This is a genomic window from Paraburkholderia sp. EB58, assembly GCF_050436665.1.
In the GTDB taxonomy this organism is placed as follows: domain Bacteria; phylum Pseudomonadota; class Gammaproteobacteria; order Burkholderiales; family Burkholderiaceae; genus Paraburkholderia.
In genome coordinates this window covers 189,238-209,874 of record NZ_JBNDMQ010000013.1, presented here as the reverse complement: position 1 = coordinate 209,874, position 20,637 = coordinate 189,238, and the positions used below count along the sequence as shown (strand labels likewise).

Genomic DNA, 20,637 nt, shown 5'->3' with positions numbered 1-20,637 from the left:
AGATGGCGCGGCCAAGGCTGCCGCGCCCGTCTGGCGGTGCGTCTGCCTGGCACGTCTTCTGCGACTCAGGTACAGTCTTCAAACTGTCCCCCATCCAGGAGACCCGGCGATATGAATCGCGACCCCGCCCCGCATCATCCGCTAGTCCAGCGCCTGATCGACGCGCGTCACATTACTGACGCCCTCTTCTCCATCGTCAAACCCGAGTACCTGTACGAACGGCCGATCCGCGAGCGCCATCGGATCGTGTTTTATATCGGGCATCTCGAAGCGTTCGACCGCAACCTGTTCGACGAGCGGTTGTGCTCGCTGCCCGCCTTCGATGCGTCGCTCGACACCCTGTTCGCGTTCGGCATCGATCCGGTCGACGGCGGACTGCCGACCGACGTGCCAGGCGATTGGCCATCACTGGAAGCCATACGGGCGTATGGCCAGCAAGCGCGAGCGCAGATCGACCGTGAGCTTGCGGCATTGAACGTCGAAGGGCAACCTCAAGGGAATGGCGCGCAGACCGGCTCGACCGAGCAACTGCTGAACGTCGCCATTGAACATCGGCTGATGCACGCCGAAACCCTAGCTTACATGTTGCACCAGTTGCCGCTCGTGCAGAAGATTGCTGGACGCGGTGCGGGCCAGGATCAGCGCTCCAGCTACCACGAAGCAGCGCGTACCGATCGAGTCAGCGCGCCTGATCACGCGCCGATGGTCGCGGTGCCGGCAGGTTCGACGACGCTCGGCATGACGCGCGAAAGCGGCCGGTTCGGCTGGGACAACGAGTTCGGTGAATTGCGCGTCGACGTGCCGGCTTTCGAAATTGATCGCTACATGGTGACCAACGGTGCGTACCTCGAATTCGTGATGGCCGGCGGCTACCGCCAGCGGGCGTGGTGGAAAGACAAGGACTGGGTCTGGAAGGAGAACGAGCAGATCACGCACCCGGCCGGCTGGTCGCAACGCGCCGACGACGGCGAATGGCTGCTACGGACCATGTTCGAAGAAATCCCGTTGCCGCTCGATTGGCCCGTCTATGTCAGCCATGCCGAAGCGAGCGCCTATGCCCGCTGGGCCGGTAAAGCCTTGCCGACCGAAGCGCAGTGGCAACGCGCGACCCACGGCGCGCCACACGCGGCGTCAGGTAATTTCGATTTTCGTGGATGGGATCCGCAGGCCGTTGACGCGCATCCCGACAACGTCAGCACGTTCGGCGTGGAAGGCCAGTTCGGCAATGGCTGGGAATGGACGTCCACGTTATTCGACGCGTTGCCAGGGTTCGAGCCGTTTCCGTTCTATCTGGGGTATTCGGCGAACTTCTTCGATGGGCAGCATTACGTGCTGAAGGGCGGGTCGGCAAGAACCGCACAATGCATGTTGAGACCGGAGTTTCGCAACTGGTTTCAGCCGCATTATCAGTATGTGTATGCGGGGTTTCGGTGTGTGCGGGGTGACGAATAAAGCATAAGTGCGGATGATGCGTCAGTGCCGAGCCCCAGAGCCCCACGTATGCAGCACAAGCGCCGCGCCAATCTGCGCGCCCAGATGCTTCGGATCGACGGCGATGGTACGCAGGGTCTCGGCGGCAACATCGAACAGCAGCCCGTAAATAACCGCCTTGTTGTACCAGGCGATCAAGCTGATCGCAGCGGGTAATGTGAAGACTACGGTGAAGACCACGTGGTAATACTCCACCGGCAGCAGGTCAGCCTGGCGCGCCACCAGACACGCAGGCGTTCGAGCAGCACCGGCGAGAGCATCGCATAGTGGTCCTTGCGACCATTGCCCTGCTCGATGCGCAGCGTCATTCGCTGACTGTCGACGTCGCCGACCTTCAGTGCAACCACTTCACCGGCACGCAGACCGGCGCCGTAGGCGACCGACAGGGCAGTCTGGTGCTTCAGGTTGCCGGTGGCCGCGATCAGGCGACCCACTTCGTCCGGGCTGAGCACGACTGGTAGCGTGCGGGGTACACGCACCGGCTGCATCCGCGCCATCAGGTCGGGCTCATGGAGCGTGATCTCGAAGAAGAACTTCAGTCCGGTGATCGCGGCGTTCAACGAAACGGGTAACGTGCCATGATCAGCGAGATGCAGCTGGTAGCCTCGCAGGTCCTCGACGGTGGCGGTATCGGGCGGGCGCCTCAGGCTAGTGTCCCTTTGGACATCATTGCACCTCCTTTCGGAGCCACAAATCTGTCACGGCGACTTGGCGCCTTCTAAACCCAACCCATAGAGGAACTGTCTCTCTTCCTCTGACATGGCCTGAAGCCATTGCGCTTCGCTTCCCGGTTCCGGGAGTACTTTTCCAAATTCAACCATCTGCGACGGAGACAAATCCGAAAGATAAACCCAGACGTGACGGCTTGACGTCTTGGCAGCGTCAACGACGACAGCGACGATGCGTTCCAGCAATAGTTGCTTTTGCTGCAGAGTTCGGCCCGCACGAATATGTCCGTGCACGAAAATCTGATCCGACCTCAACGGACTCCCTCCTAGATAGTGGTTGCCGTCGGCGATGTCCTGAAAGATGACTTGGGCAAAAAACGATTGCGCGCCGGTCGAGTCGCTATGCGATTTCGTGATGCCCGAAGCAATCGCGCGTTTCATATCTGAATGCAAACGGCCCGCTGCAGCCGCGACGATATAAGTTGGCATTCGACTCTCCTTGAAAACGAGGGTTGGACTAGCGGGGCGCGTAGTCGTAAAGGCCGATGGTCTGCTGCCCACAGACACGAAGGTCCGGTCATCGAAGTACCAGAACAACCTGATCGAGCAGGATCATCGCCAAATCAAATCCAGAACGAACGTGTCCTTCCAATAGGATACTTCTCAACCCGCTTACCTATTTGCACATCAGAACCCTCATTTGCTCCAGAACCGGCGATAGGCGCTGCGGCGCCGGTCGCGTGCAACGTTCGGCACAGACCATTATTCTGCACGATGCGTCGGGGCCGTGCGCGTGCTTTCTCCCTGGCGTACAAGGCTGGGAGCAACGATCAAACCAAGCACCCAGCCGAAATAAAAGCGGAAGTCGATGCAGAATTCGGTCCATTTGTATACCTTAAGAGCCTCGACATGTCCAAGCGACAGTCCCACTTGCAGCAAACCAGAAACGGCAAGCCATCCAAGCGCAATGAAAGCTGTGACGCGGGCGCAGCGTCTAAAGGTAAGGGGGTCCCAGCGCCGCCGAACGCTGACGTACCCGCCCGCGAGTATCAACGCGCAAGGTATTGCAGTCGTCACGAGGTCGCGAGTCGACCATTCAAAACAGCGCCCAGTCAGAAAGATGACCAGCACGGCAATGGCCGTCAGCGGCAACTTGATCCATAATTTCGAGCGCGCGGCGAGCCACGCCACCGTGATCGCAAACGGGATCCCCGCCCATTGAAGTGCCTGGGAGAGCGCATAGACGACGTTTTGGTCAGCCTGTTCGTTTGTGTGACTAGCGTCGACATACACAGTGATCGCCTCGTGGACACAGACAGCCACCACAGCGAAACTCAGTGACGTACAGGCCGCAAGCGCAGGGCTCTTGTGCTCGTGTAGATCAGGTGACTTCAAGCCTCTCAGACGTTCCACAACGGGCTCGACAAAGAATGCAAGTATGACGCCGATCAGCAACGCGGCCGCTGCGCTTGCCCACGTGAAATGGTGAGACAGTGAGACGAAACCCTGCCAGAGAAACTCGGGGGACGCTGCGCAAACAGCGATCCAAAGTGCGAAAAAAAAACCGTTGAGCACGTGATCACGCGGCATAGCAGGCTTCCAGGAAGGGAGAGCCGGCGGTGGGACTGCCGGATACAGGATGCCGTCGCGCCGACCCCGCCACCGCATGGTGGCGCCATACGTACCCCGCAGTGTGCTCCGTCTTCAGCCCCGTTAATCGTCGGACGCTGTGCTGGTCCACCCTTTGAAAGCGCGACGAACATCCGACAGATTATCGTAACCCGGGCGGCGTGCTTCCGTCCCCAAGGCCGCGGACGAGGTCGCTCGCCAGTGTCGTTGCTACAACGGCTGCGGATCGAGCCAGGAATAGACGGCGCGATATCGACATCGGCGTTCTCCTTGCAATTTTCGACCAACTCCAACTCTGCCGTGCTTACGCGCGCTCTACTCATCGTGAGCGCGACGAAGAAACCGACGAACGTGATTGCGGTCCAGACGTTCACCGGCACGATACGGTCGGACCGACGGCCCGGAAACTGCAACCCCGAGGCAGTCAGAAATGTCCCCGCAGTCAAGTAAAAGCTGAGCAGCAGAAAGACCGCCGTTAAAATTCCCGACGGGAACGTGCCATACAGGACCTTGCCCACCGATTGCAGCGCGACGGCCAGGAAGATGAGACCTTACCGTGAAATCACGAGACCAGACTCTCTTCGGTTGTAACGGGGTCAAGGGCATATAGCTCCCCCGCCGACTCCCACTCGCGAAACTGCCTGAGGTCCGCCTCGATCTGCTTCGGGTCGTCGTGGACGAGGTAGACCACACCGCCAAAAAAGAGCGAGTCGGAGCCTCGCCAAACCTGAGCGCCCTTCCCCAGACTGCGGTAATGGCCATGAAACGACGGCAGAGCCTTCAGTTTCGACAGTCCATCCGTGTCACGCACAGTGGCTCGCTGGTCAAACTCGAAGAACACCTTCACGAGATTGCGTTTGAACACATACGTGTTTTCTCCCTGAGCGCTGCAGTTGACGGCGTTACCCGCCGTCAACGCGTCTGCGTAACGGCTAGCCTGGGTCGGCAAGCCCGCTGCCTGATACGGCGCTGCGTCCATCGCTTCGCCCATCAGGCTGGCGCCCGTTTCGATCAGCGCCGGTCCCTGCGGGGTCATCCGCAGTTCGGAATGTGCCGCGCCGTTTTCGATACCCAGCGCCCGTAGCGCAGCCAGCGTGTAGGCGACCAGGTCGCGGCTCACGGGCCGCGACGGATCGAGCAGCGTCATCGAGCCTGGCGCGCTCGACCCGCCCGGTACCACGCGGTAAGCGACCTGCCAGACATCGCTCACGAAGTGCCGGCCGCCGCGACTGACCGTATTGACGATGAACTGCGGTCCCGAAAGATACGACTGAATCATCAGACGATCGTTGAAGCTGCCAAGAAGATTCTCTCGATACAGCGCCTGCGCAAATGCATGGTCAATATCAGCGTGATGGTTGCAGATAACCACGCCGTCCGATCCTGCGCTCAACATCGGTTTGACCACGACCGGCCATTTTCGGTGCCGCTTTGCCCAGACGTGCGCCTCCTCTGCCGTATGGACCGGCGCCTGATCGGCCGTACGCAGTCCATGGACCCGCACCGCCTCGATCATGTCAAACCTGTTGCGCCGGGCGCTGATGGTCTCAATGCGGTTGGTCGGCAGTCCCAGGCCGTCGGCGACAAACTCCGCAAACGTGACGCCCCATTCGGAGCCGGCGACTACGGCGTCAGGACACAAGACACAGAGTCGGTCGATGGCGGCGTCGACCGTGCCAAGATACCCCAGGTCTTTGTCATAGACACTCACATCAAAACACTTCGACACCACGGATGGGATCTGTGGGGTCGACCTGAGGTGGAGACACGTCACTCCCCTGCCGGAGAGTTCACGCACGAGTTCGCGGCCCGTCGAGTAGCCATCGACGATCACTACGTGTTTCTTGCCATTGGTCTTCATCTGGATTACCTGTTCGATAGTTGAGAATGCACTTCAGGTCGCGAACCTCGCGCCTCGCATGGGTGTCGATTCAAGCGTCGCGATGCGTGTCAGCCGACGTGTCGCTCATGGTTCTGACTGTCGCGTTCCCAAGGCGGCGCTTCAGGCGCTTTAGTGTGACCTGCGCGGCGCAGACCGATACCCGATTGACCAGCGCAAACAGATTGCGATCAGACCCCTGAGCGAGCGCGGCCGTGGCCCCGCCAAGGCTTACCTTGACCATGCAGTGCTTGTCGTAACCGCCGCGCGGGCCGTTCACGTCGGCGAGGTGAACCGAGACGCGTGTAATGCGCCGTTTGATACGTGAAAACGTCTCGTCCACACGCTGGCGAATATGCCCGCGAAAGTTCTCCATCTCGGCTCTGGACAGACAAAGACCCGATGTCTCGATGCTGATTTCCACAAGGAACTCCTGTTCAAATGTGTCGACTGACAGGACCGAATCTAAAGCGCGGCGCCCAATCCGAATATTCGATTTTTCTTTCTGGTTCATGCGGCCCGTGCGGAACGATGCTCAGCATCACCAACGATTGGTTCTCCAAAGGCAGTGCACCAGAGGCGCGATTCCGTCCGCTGCGCACGGGCCCACATTGCTCGGGAAGCAGACAACGGCTCGTGCGTCGACGTGCGCGAATGGATTTCCAGTCCTCATTTCTGGCTCATTCTCGACCTTTACGATTCACTCCATCGACGAGCCACGTTTCTTCAGAACGTAACTGACAGCCTGAAGCCGACTTCCCGGTGCCCGTCGACGCTGCCCTTGCGACACCCTTCCTCGCGCGCAGCGCCACACTCACGAGTCACTGGAGAAACTTCATGTTTGCATACCTTCTGGAAAAGCTTCGCAACTGGTTTGACCGCGCCGAGCAGCGCCGCCTTCACGACTATCTCGCGACATCCTCCGACCTCGCCGAACTCGAGCGACGCACGTACGCCCTGGAAAGAAACGGATATCCGGTTTAGATCGTGTGGATCGACGCACGGTCATCTGCACATCCGCTTCGGTGCCCGCCTTCCTCGCGGCTCGTGATCCAGTTATGGAACGCTTAAATGAATTTCAAACACCTTTACTACTTCTGGATGACCGCCCGCACAGGTGGCGTCATTCGCGCCGGACAGCGCCTGCATCTGACACCGCAGACGCTAAGCGGGCAGATCAAACTGCTCGAAGAGCGGCTGGGCTGCCGGTTATTCGAGCGACAGGGACGCAACATTCGGCTGACCGACGCGGGCCAAATCGCGGTTGGATACGCCGAAGATATCTTTCTGCTCGGTTCACAACTCGAGGGCGCACTCAAAGGACGTGCCAGCACAGGCGGGGCCACCGCATTCAAGGTGGGTATCGCCGACTCGATTCCCAAGTCGATTGCGTTTCACCTTCTGCAACCAGCCGTCGTCGACGGGCCACCGGCACGGATCATCTGCCGGGAAGGCGGTCTTCCGGCGCTGCTTGGCGACCTTGCCGTCCAACGGCTCGATCTTGTCCTGTCGGACTCACCGATGCCGGCCGAATCCAATGTCAAGGCCATCAGTCATCGACTCGGCCGATCCAGCCTCGCGATCTTTGGCGCCGATTGTTTTCATAGCGGAAGCAAAGCACCGTTCCCCGCCTGCCTCGACGGACTGCCGATGCTGATGCCGGGCAGCGGTAGCGCATTGAGGCGCAAGCTCGACGGCTGGATCGGCGAGACGAGTCTTAGTCCGCGCGTGGTTGGGGAGTTTGACGACTGGGCGCTCATGATGACATTCGGGCGTGAAGGTAACGGCGTATTCGCGGCTCCGGCCGTTCTCGAAACGCAACTGCTGCGTGAACACGGCGTGCGTCCGCTCGGACACCTCGCTAATGTCTTCGACGAGTTCTACGCGATCTCGATCGAAAGAAACATCAGTCATCCATCCGTTCACCGCATCGCCGACGCGGCGCGCGGCAAGCAGTTCGAAGATGCCAGGCAACTGGCGCATTGACCAACCCTTACGTTTGCGGCTGCCATACACGGGCTTGCCGCGAACGAAAGACGGCCGTCGAAAATCAACGTGACAATGCCGCCCCCACCGTTCACGGCATAAATCCGAGTAACTGCCCGTTGTCGAACCTCACAGCGCGCCAAAGACCCAGTTCGGCGGAAAATATCAAATGGTTGCCGCCCTGGCTCGGAGCGTCGGCCAAACAGTACAGCCTTGCATTGCGTATCGGACGCCCCTGGTGATGTGTCGGCCATTCGATGTAGAGGTCCTGGTCTTCACCGGAACGTCGAGCCATAGGGATTTCGGCCTGCCCCCCGTCCCATATCACGCTCAACTTACGGTACCAGTGTGAATCGATGGCGGTTGTGATCCTCACCCAGGCACGACATTTGACTCCAAGTTCCCAATAGACTTCCCCCGGATTTTCCGGCGTTCCGAATCGAGCAACCAGGTTCCCGTCATCCGTCACCTGAGCGAAAAATCCAGTAGCCGGGTGCGATGATGGCTTGCCCGATTCCCAAAACGTTTGCCCGTCTCCCTTCACCCTCAGCGCGCCGTCATTTTCCAATACAAGCTTGTAGGTGATCGGCAAAACCCATCCCTTTCCCGCTAGTTGGAGCGCCGGTCCGCTCTTGCTTCGAAACAGCGGTACATACGCATCAGGAAGGTTGCCAGTGAAAACCACCATGGCTCCATCCACATCAATAAAAAAACCATGCGATCCATTGCTGGACACCAGGGACATTCCCACCATTTCCGGTTGCTTGGGCTTAAGGTATCCAGTTGCGTAGAACTCAAAATCCGGCGAAAGGAATTCACCGGATCGAAGGTATTGAGTTGAGTTAGGATAAGTCATCTTCGATTTAATATTTGCCGAATAACATATTAAACATCCGACACACTCTTTCAAGCGATGGGTCGGCCAGTTTTATCCTTCTATTGCCCAGCATCATGGCATCGAACGACGGTTTTTTTTGCCCTCTGAATTTCCATGGCACCCACCTGGTTAAGCAAGCCCAGATCGAGATATAACTCTGCATCCGGTTTAAATCCGACGATTATGCAGTCTGCGGAGTTGTAGCCTTTATCTACACCAGAGATGTAAAGACTTGATAATTTTGCCAACCCGGGCTTGATGAAGTGACTGTTTCCACCTGAGCCGCCTAATTTGGATGTCAGGCTATTATTCGAGTAGCTAAACTGAATAGCGTCAACGACTGAGCCGCTCCAGACTTCTGTGCCAACAATTGTATCGGCGAAGTGAACCGTAGTCGCCCCGCCGCCGCCTCCCCCCATACGCGGAGTTGTCGTCATTCCGTCCGGTCCCTCTCCCGCCGCGTAGGTCAGTTGCGCGGAATCGAGGCGTGCACCCGAATAGATGGTCATGGACTTCGGAAATGATATCGGTTGCCGTGGAAGCTGAATTGCACCGCTATTGCTGGCGTTTCCATACGGGCCGTAGTATATCTCTGCGGTAGGCGCAATAGTTTTGGCATCATTTATTGGGTGTTTCACGTAGTCGTAATAAGGCCATTGTTCGATAATATCCATCGCCTTGTTCCGTGCATTTGTCCTGTACTCGTTCGCCGAAGCGAATGGCTGGCATGATGCATAATGGCATACGTTATTCAGTCGTCGAGCATACGAAAAGCGATATACCTTGTTCGTATACGGAAGCGCGAAGGAAAGGAATGTTTCAACCTCCTTAACCTCTCGAGAGGTATCATTCAAGCCCCAGTCATTCGCATTAGTCTGGGCATCCCTTAAAAATCCAAGATACGCGGTTCCATACAGAGCATAAAGAGGTAACAGCGGTTCCTCATATCCAGAGGTTTGAAAAAATGAATCCTTGTTGCGGATGTTCTGCTGACAGTCTCGCCAGGCTTCAAGTTTTTCGCCAGGGGATGCGTCGCCTGTCACGATATCGATGTAAAGACTTATCTCCGACCTGACGTAGTTCAAGTGATCGGTCGCCTGTGCCAAGACGGTTTCCGAAACAATATCCCTGATCTGCCTGGAGATATCTTCGATGGCGCTATCCTCCCCGCAATCTACTGCTGGCCAGAAGGCCCCTAGCACGCCGGCTACGAGTCCCCCCAACGGACTTCCCATCGAGAGCGCAGTCGTCACCGCCACCATCGCAACCGTATTCCAGGCCTGACCCGGACACTGCAGCACTACGGACTGAGATTTCATGGAGGTTGCAGGTGCCGCACTTCCTTCGCCTCCTTGACCGTCCTGGCCCCCTTCGTCTCCGCCTCCATGGCACGCTGCAAGCGAAAACACCGTTGGCACAAACGTCAACGCAACAGCACGCTGGATGAATTTTCTTCGAGCAAGGCAGCTCGACGCAGGAACGCTTTCGGGATCGAATTTGAATTGCACCATTTCAGTAATCCAAAATTAATTTAAAAATGCCGGGGCGGCCTTGGTTACCCGTTACCTGGCGAGTTTTCGAGTAATCCGTCCGGCGCACAGTCCGCCACATCGCGGATTCATCTTCGCGGTGATCCGGGTTCTCGTAGCAACACGGGGTAAGAACAGGTGGCCAGCGCGCGAGGCGTGCCAAATGTCTCTCCTACACGGCCTGCAACAGGGCTGCCTCACGCGGTCTGCATGTCGCCTGGGCGAATAAGAACCGCCATCCATACTCAACTGGAAGCGGCGTCGAGATTCATGGTTGCATGGGAGAGAGAAGATTTCATCTTCAGTTCTGGAGATGAAGTGCTGGTTGCGAGCAAACGTTGGCGAATAGCCCGCTTAAACCGATATCCGTGGTTGACGACCCCACCCCCGCGCCTCCACTGCAACGACGTCGAGGCCCGGCGCATGCTTATCAGTGCCGCTCCTTCAACAGGTTTCAGAGAACTCGGCGTGGTGAGGACTCGACGGGAACAAGACGCTCAATCCGGCTACAATCTGCTCAACGTGGCGCAGATTGCGGGCATTCATTTTGTCCAGTACCACTCGGATTTGCGTGCGGATGGTTCCTAACGAAACCCCGCGGGCGCAGGCGACATCTTCTGCTGTCGCGCCTCCCAAAAGCGCTACCACGACAGCGGCTTCGGCAAACGTTAAGCCAAATAAATCGCACAACATTTCGCCCCGAGGCGCCACCGGGGTAGTCAATGGTCTCGCCAGGACCATAGCCGTTCCTGATGCCAATCCATCGCGCGAGTTATTCTCCGCAACGATGCGTGCTGGAATTGGGGAAACGACCAATGCCATTGAAGCATCGTTCGCAAATGAATGGACGTTGTGCGCGCGAACACGCATGGTGCCGCCCGCTCCACCGGCTACCGCTGATGACACCAGTTTCTTAAGTACTGCGTCGTCTTCGCTTCGGGATGCGCGCAAGCGTGACTCTCGGCTCTCGGGCATCCCCGAAAATGCAAAAAACAATCCGGCATTCGACGCTTTCGTCATAGGAACGCCGGCTGCGTTAGCGAATTTAACGCGCAGATCGGCGTCGACAATAGCCACAAAGAGGGGTAAGGCGGATAGAGCGGCAAAGCCTGAGTCTGCCGTGCTGGCTTTGATTTTAAGGTCCTTGTAAACGCGAAGACCTCGCTCGAGGTGTCTCAGCAACGTCGTAATCCGCTCACGGCTTTCTTCGTCAAAAGGCCCGGCATGCAAGTCGCGGTAGAAGGCAATAGGGGCGCCTTCGTCGACCGCGAGCACGCCTCCGAACGCATGGTGTTGTCCGTTGTGGCGTGCAAAATCGTTATAGTATTCGGTGCGGACCAGTGCGTTGCGAGAGATGACAGCTCGCTCGTCAAAGGCCACTGACTCCGTCGCTAGCGAGTTCAAAAACATATTGTGGCCACGAATGCGGAGCGGATCGATCGCATAGAAGTGCTCGTGGTAGGTCTTCCAGGTAGCATCGAACGGCATCAAGGCATTTGCGCTTTCTTCGTCAATTCGCAGTGCGACGCTTCCAGCCTTGACATAATTTCGCAGTCTTCCTCCTAATTCGGTCCAGCCGAGGCCGCCGGTCGCCGCTTCGTAGATCGCGGCCACTATCGAAGAATCATCTGATCTCATCATCGCTCTCCATGCGGCGAAAGCGCCCGACCCGGACGACGCAGGTCATCGTGCAATTATCGGACGCCGGGCGGCTTGCTGCCGTCCCCACGGCGTGATCCAGATGAAAGCCGCGGTTGAAACACCATAGGCGGCCATTGACAGCGCGACGACGACGAACATTGTCCACTGCGGTGCGTCACGGGAAGCGAGCCAAAGGCCACCGGCGAGCACGATTACCAGCCTGATCGTGCCGGCGAGCACAGGACCGAGGACTTTCCCCGCTCCTTGCGAGGCAAAATAGAGGCATAAGCCAAGCCCGTAGAAAAAGTAGGCGGGACCGGACCAGACCAGATAGATCCGTGCGGATTCAAGGACGGCCGCATCGCTCGTGAACAGCTTCGACCACAGATTTGGGAACACGGCGAAGAGCACACCGACGACGCCGAGCATCGTGGCTGCCGTCAGGCCGCTGACCCAGGCGACACGTCTTGCGCGCGAAATATCGTTCGCACCGATCGCAGTGCCGACCATGGGCAAGCAGGCTGTGCCGAGCGCAAAAGCGAGCGGAATCAACAGGAACTCGAGCCTCGAGCCAATGCCATAACCCGCCAGGGCGATCGTTCCGAAAAACGCAACGAGGCGTGTGAGAACGAGCACGGTGGCGACGGTTTGCAGTGACGATATGCAGGCGAGGCCGCCGACTCGCAATATGTCGCTAAACAGCGCGCCGTTCGGCCTGAAGTGCCTCAAGCGCAATGTTAGTCGCGCGCGGCCCGAGAACAATAGGAACCAGAGAAGGAAAAGTGCCGCAGCCGAATAGCTCACCAGTTGCCCCATTGCGACACCAGTCATTCCTAACTTCGGGAACGGCCCGAGCCCCAAGCCCAACGTACCGCCAACGACAATCTGTGCTACGGCCACGAGGAAAATGGTGAACGATGGCACGCGCATATTGCCGGATCCGCGAATGGCCGCCGCGAGGATATTGGTGATCCAGATGCCGGCAATGGCAAAGGAGAAGACCCGTGCATACGCCACAGCCTCCGCAAGCGCGGCATCTCGCCCGCCCAACAACTCGAACAGCGAAGGACCGAAGATGAGCATGATCAACGCCATCGCAACGCCGCCCACAGATCCGATGATGAGTGCATGGGCGCCAAGCGCATTGGTGCGCATTTCGTCAGCCGCACCGAGCGCCCGCGCAATAGACGACGAGACAGCACCGCCCATCGCTCCGCCGGACATCATCTGTTGCAGCATGGCCAACGGAAAAACGAGCGTGAGGCCGGCGAGTGCAGTGGTGCCGAGCAGGCCAACATAAGACATTTCCGCCATGGCGACGAGCGACGTCGCGATCATGGCGGCCATGTTCGGCAAGGACAGTCGCAAGAGCGTCGACAGTATTGCACCGCTGAGCAGCGGATTATGTTGAACAGAGGCCTGCATTGGTTGGTCCTTCCTAACGTTCGAAGATCGGCGCCAGCACTACCGCGCCGCCTTGGCACCGAGCTTTGCTCCGGTTCAGTCGCGGTACGAAGGATCGATCCTGTCGAGCTTGCGAAGCAGTGCCGGCCACGCGAGTCCTCCGCCTGCGGATTCCGTTACCGCTGCGGCCTGTTGTTGAGCGGTCGCGATAATGTGCGGATCAATGGGAATGAGTTCCCCGCCGCCAGCTTGTGCGCGCACCTGAATCATGCAGGCGGCTTCAAATACGTACATGAACAGAAAAGCGTCGGGTACGTTGTCCGCCACGGTGATCAATCCATGGTTGCGCAGCATGAAGAAATTCTTGTCGCCAAGGTGTCGCACAAGCCGGGGCTTCTCGTCTTCGCGCAGCGCCACGCCTTCATAGTCGTGGTAGGCCAGCGACGACAGCACGAAAATCGATTGCTGCGAGATTGGCAGGACGCCGTCCTTTTGTGCTGACACTGCAGTGCCGTTCACACTGTGCACGTGGAGCACGCAGTTCGCGTCCTCGCGTGAAGCATGGATGGCGCTGTGAATGGTGAACCCCGCCGGATTGATCTCATACGGCGAGTCCATGACCTTTTTGCCGTCGAGATCCACCTTCACCAGGCTGGAGGCCGTGATCTCGTCGAAGGTCATGCCGTAAGGGTTGATCAGGAAATGGTGATCACGTCCGGGAACGCGCGCTGACAGATGCGTGAACACGAGATCGTCCCAGCCGAAACGCGCGACCAGCCGATAGGCGGCAGCTAACGTCACGCGCTGCTGCCACTCTCCGGGTGCGACCTGGTCACGAACGCTAGTCACTGATTGCTGAATTTTCATCGCTGGTGCCTCCGTTTGCCATTAATATGAGCACTGTACACATCAATTTTTTATGTGAACAGTGCTCATATTGAATTAAATGAACACTGTCTATATCGAAACGCGATAACCGAGGGGATCTTTTCGTGAGACGCCGAACCGCCGAGCCTGCCCCCTACCACCACGGCGATCTTCGCCGCGCCTTGATCGCGGCAGCACTCGCTCTGGTAACTGAAGAACAGGACTGGACGTTTTCGCTGAGGGAGGTCGCGCGCAGCGCAGGCGTCAGCCCAAGTGCGCCGTACAACCACTTCACCGAAAAAAGGGATCTTCTGGCTGAGGTCGCAGTCGCCGGGTTTCATCGGCTCCGGGACGGCTTAGCCTCGGCTGTCGCCGACCTGCACGCGGCACCAGAGGCCTTTGTCGCCTGTGTCAGCACCTATGTGCGCCTCGGAATGGAAAACCCTGCCCTCTATCGGCTTATGTTCGGACCAGAACTCACTGCATCCAAGGGAGCCGAAAGACCCCCTCAGATGCAAGTCGCCGGCAACGAGGCCAAAGCAATCCTGGCGCAGATCATCCGGGAGGGCGCGCGCTCGGGTGACTTCGCTATGTCCGTTGAGGACGAGCGGCATGTGGCTATAGCGACATTTATCGCATGGTCCGCCGTACACGGACTGACGATGCTGATCATCGATAACCTCACGGGTAAAAACGTTCCGGTTCAGCGTGCGATCGAGCTAGCCATTCAAACACAGCTCGATGGGCTTAGACATGGCATTGGAGCAATATCCTGACGGACCTCACTCAGTCGACGCGCAGTTCCATGATGGTATTTGTCCGTGCGTCGGCCGATCAGGCGATTGCCACAGTTCACGTCAGCCTGAATATCAGGCGACTCCCGGAATCCTTCCCAGTTCCTGCGTGAGTTCAGCACACCACGTCTGCAAGCGATACGTCTGTGCCCTCACAGGAAACACAGCGTGCACGGGCCACTCGGGCAGCCGCCAGTCGGATAGAAGCTGGACGAGTCGACCGTCGCGGATGTCAGCATCAACGGCGTATCGGTGAATCAACCCAGCACCTGCGCCTGCAAGTAGCGCCTCCCGATGTCCGACGATCTGGTCGATCCGGAGTCGGGGCGTCACCCTCACTTTCTGCCTGCGCCCGCGGCGTTCAAGATGTACGTCGTCACCATCCAGTAGTCCCGAGAACGCAATCCATGGCACGGTTTGCAAGTCGGCCGGCCGTACAAGTGGACTGTCCAGACGACCTGGATGACAGACCAGAACTTCTTCCAGCATGGCTAGCGGTCGCGCGAACAGGGACGAGTCGGCCAATTTGCCAATACAAATGGCAACGTCGATTCCCTCGCTGATCAGATCGCTCTGACTGTCGGACAGACAAAGCTCCAGTGTTGCTCTCGGATATCGTTCGACGAAGCGCCCACAGAACGGCGCGATCACGAAGGCGCCGAACCCCGAAGGGGCGGCAATCCGAATATGCCCTTCAACCTGCGTGTTATCTCCCATCAATCGCTCTCGCAGGATGTCGTCGGAACTGCACCATCAGTCGCGCCTGTTCGTAGACCATCTTTCCCGCATCCGTCACACGCTGTACTTCATCGATATCCGGACTATCCGCTTCAGATGCTCGTCGAGATGAACATCGACGGTGTTGCAAGGGAACTCGCCGCCGAGCTCGCATCCGCCCGCTGAGTCCGGCTCTCGTTCTTAGGGAGACTAACGGCACGCCTCGCGACGCCCCTGGTGATTTCTTTGTGCCGTCTGTACCCGCCGGCGGACGCACAGATACCGAGAGCTCCAAGGTTCCATGGAGCATGGAGTTGCGATGAGTCAGGTTCGAAGCCGGTTAACCCGCTATCTATTCTCCAAGGAGTGAAGAAATGTTCAGCAAACCATCCCGGCCCTTGATGATTGCCGTTACGACGCTCGTTCTGGGTACACTTCGAGGACGTCTCACACCATCCGGCGCGCCCATACGAGCCGCGTACGGGTCTTTGAAGACGGGATGATGGCCGCGGCAGGGATTGACGAGCTTCATACGAACCTACTGACCAGCAGCCACGCCCGCGCCCGCCGGGCGCCCTGTCACGCCGGAAGACACAAGCGATGCGCAGTCCGAACAACGTTCCAACAGACGCAAAAGAAACGTCATCTGGCGCGGCTGTCCTATGGATGACTCCGCCCAGCCGCGAGGCTGGGCGAGACAATCTCCTCAAAACGGTTGTCGTACGGACTTGAATGCTGCACGGAGTTCCTCGGCAAAGAGTTGCGGTTGTTCCCACGCCGCGAAATGCCCGCCTTTGCCGACATCATGGTAGTAGTACAACGACGGATACGCCTGCTTGCTCCAGCTTTCCGGCGCACGGTAAATCTCATGTGGAAATACGCTGATGGCCACCGGCACCTTGATTTCGCGCGTCTTCTGCGCTTCGGCGCTGAAGTTATTGTTGTTGTTTTCCCAATAGAAGCGCGAAGACGATGCACCCGTGTTCGTGAGCCAGTAGAGGGTGATGTCGTTCAGGATTGCGTCTCTCGACAGCACCCGCTCGGGCACGCCGTTACTGTCGCTCCACTGCGCAATCTTTTCGTAAGTCCAGGCGGCCAGGCCCGCAGGAGAATCCGACAGCGAGTAGCCAATGGTCTGCGGGCGCGTGACCATCATCGCGCCGTAGGCGGCATTGCGGCCGAAAAAGGAACTCAAAGACTGATAGGCGTCGCGCTCGGGCACCGACAGATCGGCAGGCACCGGGTCACCGGCGAGGATCGATTTCATGAGATCGCCCGGTACGGTGGCAGGCATGTTGAGATGGATGGCCAGCAGGCCATTCGGTGCCTGACGCGCGAGCGCGTCGGAAATGACCGAGCCGTGGTCGCCGCCTTGGGAAACGTAGTGCGTGTAGCCGAGCCGCTTCATCAGGACATCCCATGCGCGCGCCGTCCTGTCCGGACCCCAGCCCAGATCCTTTGGCTTGCCGGAGAAGCCATAGCCGGGGATCGACGGAATGACGACATCGAACGCGTCCTCCGCGCGACCGCCGTAGGCAGTTGGGTCGGTGAGCGGACCAATTGTCTTGATGAATTCGAAGATCGAACCCGGCCAGCCGTGAGTGAGAATGACCGGCAACGCATTGGGATGGCGCGAGCGAACATGGATGAACTGGATATCCACGCCATCGATCGTCGTAACAAACTGCGGTAGCGCATTGAGTTGCGCCTCTGCCTTGCGCCAGTCGTATTGGGTATCCCAATACCGAACGAGTTCTTGTAGTTGCGACGACTGAATGCCTTGCGAATCATCGTTGACGGTTTCCTTGTCGGGCCAACGCGTGGCCGCGATGCGTCGCCGCAGGTCGTCAAGTCGCGCCTGCGACACGTGCACTCTGAACGGACGGATGCTTTCATCGACGCCGACGCGCTGCTCCATAGCAACCTTCGCTGGGTGGATCGACGTTTCGTCGGTCGTTGTGGAGACGGCGGGGCTATCGGTAGCGAAAGCGGATGGCGCAAACACGGGCGCGGCAAGCAGGACCAGGCTGAACGCACGTGCGCCTAACGAGCCGAATGAGTATCGCCGCGGTGATGATATGAAAGACATAAATATGTATTCCTAATAACATTCAATGTTTAGTTAGATCGATTTGATATGAGAGCGTCAGGCTGCGAATTTGTCGTTGAACTGCGTGACGAACGCGGCCTCGTTTTGGCCAACGTTGTTGCGCATAGGCCGGGCGATCTCTACCAGCGCCTCGATCGCGTCGGTGCCGAGTTCGCGCATGGTCTGCTCGATATACGGGGCAAGCGGCATGGCGCGCGGTTCGTTCTTGCTATTTAGCAGGTCGGTCTGAACCCAAGGAGGGGCGATTTCGACTACGCGTACAGACGAATCTTTCAGCTTGTACCGTAGCGATTGCGTATACGAATGAATCGCCGCTTTGGTCGACGAGTAGACGCCAGCCATTGCCATTGGTACAAACGCAAGCACTGAAGAGACATTGATGATCGTTGCGTCTTGCTGATGCTTCAGATGTTTGACAAGCGCGCCCGTCATACGAATTGGACCCATCAGATTGGTGCTCAGCGTCGATACCAGCAGCGTCTCGTCGACGGCTTCGGCAAGGTCGTCGATATGCATCACGCCCGCGTTGTTGATCAGCACGTTCAGCGACGGCCATCTTGCGATGAGTTCGTCGGCGACCCAGGTGATGCTTTGCGGATCCGTAATGTCCAGTTCTATTGCCTGCATGCCGGGGTTGGCTGCGATAGTCTCGTCGAGACTCGCGCGGCGGCGTCCCGCGACGATGACCTGATTGCCGAGTCGGTGAAACGCTTCGGCGAGTCCGCGACCGATGCCCGAGCCGCCGCCGGTAATAAAAATGGTGTTGCCAGTCGTCTTCATGAATTGCTCTCGATGTAAGTCCGTTTCTTGCGCGACGTTGTTTGCGCGATTCGGCACAAGGTTTTGAACGCGGTCCACAGTTGTTCGGAGACAAGCGGGAGCTTCTCTCACGCGCGGCGGCTCCGGCGCGCACGCTGCACAACGTGCCGCCAACCGTGTTCCTCACCGATATTTATACGGTCAATTGTCGATGTCTCAAAGGACGTATAAAGTACGTTTTAGGGACGCGCTCGATCCAGGAGACGACCATGCCGACAGTTGCGTTTGTGGTGTTCGATGGCTTCTATTCGATGGCTCTCGCCGCGCAATCCGTGTTCGAGTTCACAAATGTAGAACTCGCTGAGCCTTTCTATGAAATGCTCAATGTTTCAGAAGGGGGAGGCCCGGTACGAGCTTCAAGCGGTCTCACCGTATTGACCGAAGCTATTGACGACCGCGTGTTTGACACGGTCATTTTCCCGGGAAGCAATCCGGCCGCCGCTGAACCACCGCCGGGTGTGCTGGCGTATGTGCGTCGCAGCGCCGGGACCGCGCGGCGTACTGCCTCGATCTGTACGGGTGCATTTGTGCTGGCGGAGGCTGGGTTGCTTGATGGCCGCCGGGCGACCACCCACTGGTACTATGCGCACGATTTGCGCACCCGCTTTCCATCTGTCACGGTTGACGACGATCGGATCTTTATCTCGGACGGGCCGATCTGGACCTCGGCGGGCATGACTGCCGGTATCGACCTGGCACTCGCGCTGGTAGAAAATGATCTCGGCGCCAAAGTGGCGCGGGCGGTTGCGCGAAACCTCGTGGTCTATCATCGGCGGGCAGGTGGTCAATCGCAACACTCCGCGCTGCTCGAGCTCGAGCCGAAGTCGGATCGCATTCAGTCCGCGCTAACGTATGCAAAGAAGAATCTCAGCGAGCCGCTCTCGGTCGAGCAATTGGCGGAGGTCGCGCGCTTGAGCCCGCGTCAGTTCAGTCGGGCGTTTCGTGCGGAGACGGGGCAGACTCCGGCAAAGGCCGTCGAGCGACTGCGTCTTGAAACAGCGCGACTGATGCTTGAGGAAAGCCGGCACACGATCGATCGGATCGCCAGCGATACCGGGTTCTCCGATACTCGAAGGATGCGCGAGGCGTTCCTGAGGGTGTTCGGGCAACCGCCGCAAGCATTCCGTCGTAACGCACGCGTGGCGATCGGCTCGACATGAAAATGTCTCTTCGGCGGGCCATCTCCTGTGATTGGAGTGCCGCCCCCTGACGAATCGCTGCTTTATGTCGGCTGCGGCAGTTCGATGTTCGACGGCCTGGTAGTTTGTCTCAACTTGGTACGGAAAACGAAACAACTGGAAGCCGTGACCGCGCCGACAAAGGCATCGAGCGCCTTTGCAAAGAAACTAGCTAGACACGCGACGCCAGGAGCCTGATCCCGGCAATCCCGAATACTACGGCCAGGCATCCTTCCAGTGAACGACGGGTCCGCACGTACATCCTGCGAGCCGAGTCCGTCGAAAAGAGTACGGCGTAACCGCCGAACACCAAACATCCAATGGCCGCACAGCCTGCAATTACAGCACTATGGGCTGATCCCGTGCTGTTCGACGATAGAGCAACAATTGAAACCCAAACGAGGATGGCTTTCGGATTGGTGAGATGGAGCATCGCTCCGCGGGCGTAGACGCCCGTCAATGTCTGTGTTCGTTCCAGCTGCATTGCGGATGTAGCTGCTGTCGCAAGGGCATTGCGTCCGGATTTGAAGGCTAGCCACAAGAGATATAGACCACCAAAAATCTTGACGGCAATGATGAATTGAGAATAGGCGATCAGGGCAGCCGACACGCCTAGCGTTGCCACCGTCGCCCAAAACATCGACCCCGAGATGACACCGAGTGCGAACATCAACGCCGCTTTCCGGCCATGATTGGCTGCTATGGACATAATTGCGAGGTTGCTCGGCCCGGGACTCGCGGTGCCAACGAAATACGCTGCATAGGCAAGCAGCAGGTTTGTCGAGAAGAAGGCGTTTCCAGTCATGTTTGGGATCCACAAAAGGTCGATGCCGCTACCGGCACCTGAGGGGTCATGCGGGCACTCAAGCGTCAGTTTGTGTACCCAGAACGAGCGCACCCATATCCGCGTACTAAGTCTAGCTGCCAGATGAGACACTGCGACTGTCACCAGTTGCTGCTGCCCCAGTGGCGATGGGATGCAAGGTTGAACGCATCCTTGATATAGGCAACCTTCTCCATCCTCCCCATCACTACGGCGTCGGGTCAT

18 protein-coding genes and 3 pseudogenes are annotated in these 20,637 nt (G+C 58.3%); 6 read left to right on the top strand and 15 right to left on the bottom strand.

The features are described from left to right. Positions 1-111 precede the first annotated feature (111 nt). The gene (locus P3T40_RS20845; RefSeq protein ID WP_429269620.1) at positions 112-1,452 is read left to right on the top strand and encodes an SUMF1/EgtB/PvdO family nonheme iron enzyme; all 1,341 of its coding nucleotides are present in this window, start codon (positions 112-114) and stop codon (positions 1,450-1,452) included. A gap of 4 nt (positions 1,453-1,456) precedes the next feature. On the opposite strand, the pseudogene P3T40_RS20840 reads toward P3T40_RS20845, so the two are convergent. The 3 genes and pseudogenes from P3T40_RS20840 to P3T40_RS20830 all read right to left on the bottom strand — a co-directional run. Beyond that, positions 1,457-1,722, bottom strand: a pseudogene (locus P3T40_RS20840) (IS91 family transposase); the annotation flags it as partial. Next, positions 1,707-2,138: pseudogene (locus P3T40_RS20835) on the bottom strand (tyrosine-type recombinase/integrase); the annotation flags it as partial. The pseudogenes P3T40_RS20835 and P3T40_RS20840, both read right to left, overlap by 16 nt. A 51-nt stretch (positions 2,139-2,189) precedes the next feature. Continuing rightward, entirely contained in the window at positions 2,190-2,648 is a 459-nt protein-coding gene (locus tag P3T40_RS20830) for a tautomerase family protein (RefSeq protein WP_429269619.1), read from the bottom strand. Positions 2,649-2,694: 46 nt separating this feature from the next. On the opposite strand from P3T40_RS20830, the pseudogene P3T40_RS20825 reads away from it, so the two are divergent. Then, positions 2,695-2,802 (top strand): annotated as a pseudogene (locus P3T40_RS20825) (IS6 family transposase); the annotation flags it as partial. 119 nt (positions 2,803-2,921) lie between these two features. On the opposite strand, the gene P3T40_RS20820 reads toward P3T40_RS20825, so the two are convergent. The 3 genes from P3T40_RS20820 to P3T40_RS20810 all read right to left on the bottom strand — a co-directional run bounded on the left by P3T40_RS20820 (position 2,922) and on the right by P3T40_RS20810 (position 6,091). Next, entirely contained in the window at positions 2,922-3,614 is a 693-nt protein-coding gene (locus tag P3T40_RS20820; protein WP_429269618.1) for a hypothetical protein, read from the bottom strand. A 736-nt stretch (positions 3,615-4,350) separates the two neighbouring features. Further along, complete coding sequence (locus P3T40_RS20815) at positions 4,351-5,649, bottom strand: hypothetical protein (protein ID WP_429269617.1); 1,299 nt, start codon at positions 5,647-5,649, stop codon at positions 4,351-4,353. Between the two features lie 70 nt (positions 5,650-5,719). Then, the gene (locus P3T40_RS20810; protein WP_429269616.1) at positions 5,720-6,091 is read right to left on the bottom strand and encodes a hypothetical protein; all 372 of its coding nucleotides are present in this window, start codon (positions 6,089-6,091) and stop codon (positions 5,720-5,722) included. A gap of 413 nt (positions 6,092-6,504) precedes the next feature. On the opposite strand from P3T40_RS20810, the gene P3T40_RS20805 reads away from it, so the two are divergent. Further along, positions 6,505-6,651, top strand: coding sequence for a DUF3563 family protein (locus P3T40_RS20805; RefSeq protein WP_429269615.1), 147 nt, complete (start codon positions 6,505-6,507; stop codon positions 6,649-6,651). A gap of 87 nt (positions 6,652-6,738) precedes the next feature. Continuing rightward, entirely contained in the window at positions 6,739-7,653 is a 915-nt protein-coding gene (gene nhaR / locus P3T40_RS20800; RefSeq protein WP_429269614.1) for a transcriptional activator NhaR, read from the top strand. Between the two features lie 91 nt (positions 7,654-7,744). Here the strand turns inward: nhaR and P3T40_RS20795 are convergent, their stop codons facing one another. From P3T40_RS20795 to P3T40_RS20775, 5 genes are all read right to left on the bottom strand, one after another. Then, entirely contained in the window at positions 7,745-8,509 is a 765-nt protein-coding gene (locus P3T40_RS20795) for a hypothetical protein (RefSeq protein WP_429269613.1), read from the bottom strand. A gap of 80 nt (positions 8,510-8,589) precedes the next feature. Continuing rightward, positions 8,590-10,041, bottom strand: coding sequence for an insecticidal delta-endotoxin Cry8Ea1 family protein (locus tag P3T40_RS20790; protein WP_429269612.1), 1,452 nt, complete (start codon positions 10,039-10,041; stop codon positions 8,590-8,592). Positions 10,042-10,503: 462 nt separating this feature from the next. Further along, positions 10,504-11,697, bottom strand: coding sequence for a helix-turn-helix transcriptional regulator (locus tag P3T40_RS20785; protein WP_429269611.1), 1,194 nt, complete (start codon positions 11,695-11,697; stop codon positions 10,504-10,506). A 45-nt stretch (positions 11,698-11,742) separates the two neighbouring features. Continuing rightward, the gene (locus P3T40_RS20780; protein ID WP_429269610.1) at positions 11,743-13,125 is read right to left on the bottom strand and encodes an MATE family efflux transporter; all 1,383 of its coding nucleotides are present in this window, start codon (positions 13,123-13,125) and stop codon (positions 11,743-11,745) included. A 75-nt stretch (positions 13,126-13,200) separates the two neighbouring features. Beyond that, positions 13,201-13,971 carry a class II aldolase/adducin family protein gene (locus P3T40_RS20775; RefSeq protein ID WP_429269609.1) on the bottom strand — a complete coding sequence of 257 codons (771 nt, stop codon included), beginning with the start codon at positions 13,969-13,971 and terminating at the stop codon, positions 13,201-13,203. A gap of 125 nt (positions 13,972-14,096) precedes the next feature. Between P3T40_RS20775 and P3T40_RS20770 the strand changes: the two genes are divergently transcribed. Then, a complete protein-coding gene (locus P3T40_RS20770) occupies positions 14,097-14,747 on the top strand; it encodes a TetR/AcrR family transcriptional regulator (protein ID WP_429269608.1) in 651 nt (216 codons plus the stop codon). Between the two features lie 93 nt (positions 14,748-14,840). Here the strand turns inward: P3T40_RS20770 and P3T40_RS20765 are convergent, their stop codons facing one another. The 3 genes from P3T40_RS20765 to P3T40_RS20755 form a co-directional block, all read right to left on the bottom strand. Next, complete coding sequence (locus tag P3T40_RS20765) at positions 14,841-15,482, bottom strand: substrate binding domain-containing protein (protein ID WP_429269607.1); 642 nt, start codon at positions 15,480-15,482, stop codon at positions 14,841-14,843. Positions 15,483-16,188: 706 nt separating this feature from the next. Then, positions 16,189-17,400 (bottom strand): epoxide hydrolase family protein, encoded by a 1,212-nt coding sequence (locus P3T40_RS20760; RefSeq protein ID WP_429269637.1) that lies wholly within the window; start codon positions 17,398-17,400, stop codon positions 16,189-16,191. A gap of 228 nt (positions 17,401-17,628) precedes the next feature. Then, positions 17,629-18,372: an SDR family oxidoreductase gene (locus tag P3T40_RS20755; RefSeq protein WP_429269606.1), complete on the bottom strand. Its 744-nt coding sequence runs from the start codon at positions 18,370-18,372 to the stop codon at positions 17,629-17,631. Between the two features lie 248 nt (positions 18,373-18,620). On the opposite strand from P3T40_RS20755, the gene P3T40_RS20750 reads away from it, so the two are divergent. Further along, positions 18,621-19,571, top strand: coding sequence for a GlxA family transcriptional regulator (locus P3T40_RS20750; protein ID WP_429269605.1), 951 nt, complete (start codon positions 18,621-18,623; stop codon positions 19,569-19,571). Between the two features lie 190 nt (positions 19,572-19,761). Here P3T40_RS20750 and P3T40_RS20745 read toward each other — a convergent pair whose 3' ends face one another. Continuing rightward, complete coding sequence (locus P3T40_RS20745) at positions 19,762-20,394, bottom strand: LysE family translocator (protein WP_429269604.1); 633 nt, start codon at positions 20,392-20,394, stop codon at positions 19,762-19,764. Positions 20,395-20,637 lie beyond the last annotated feature (243 nt).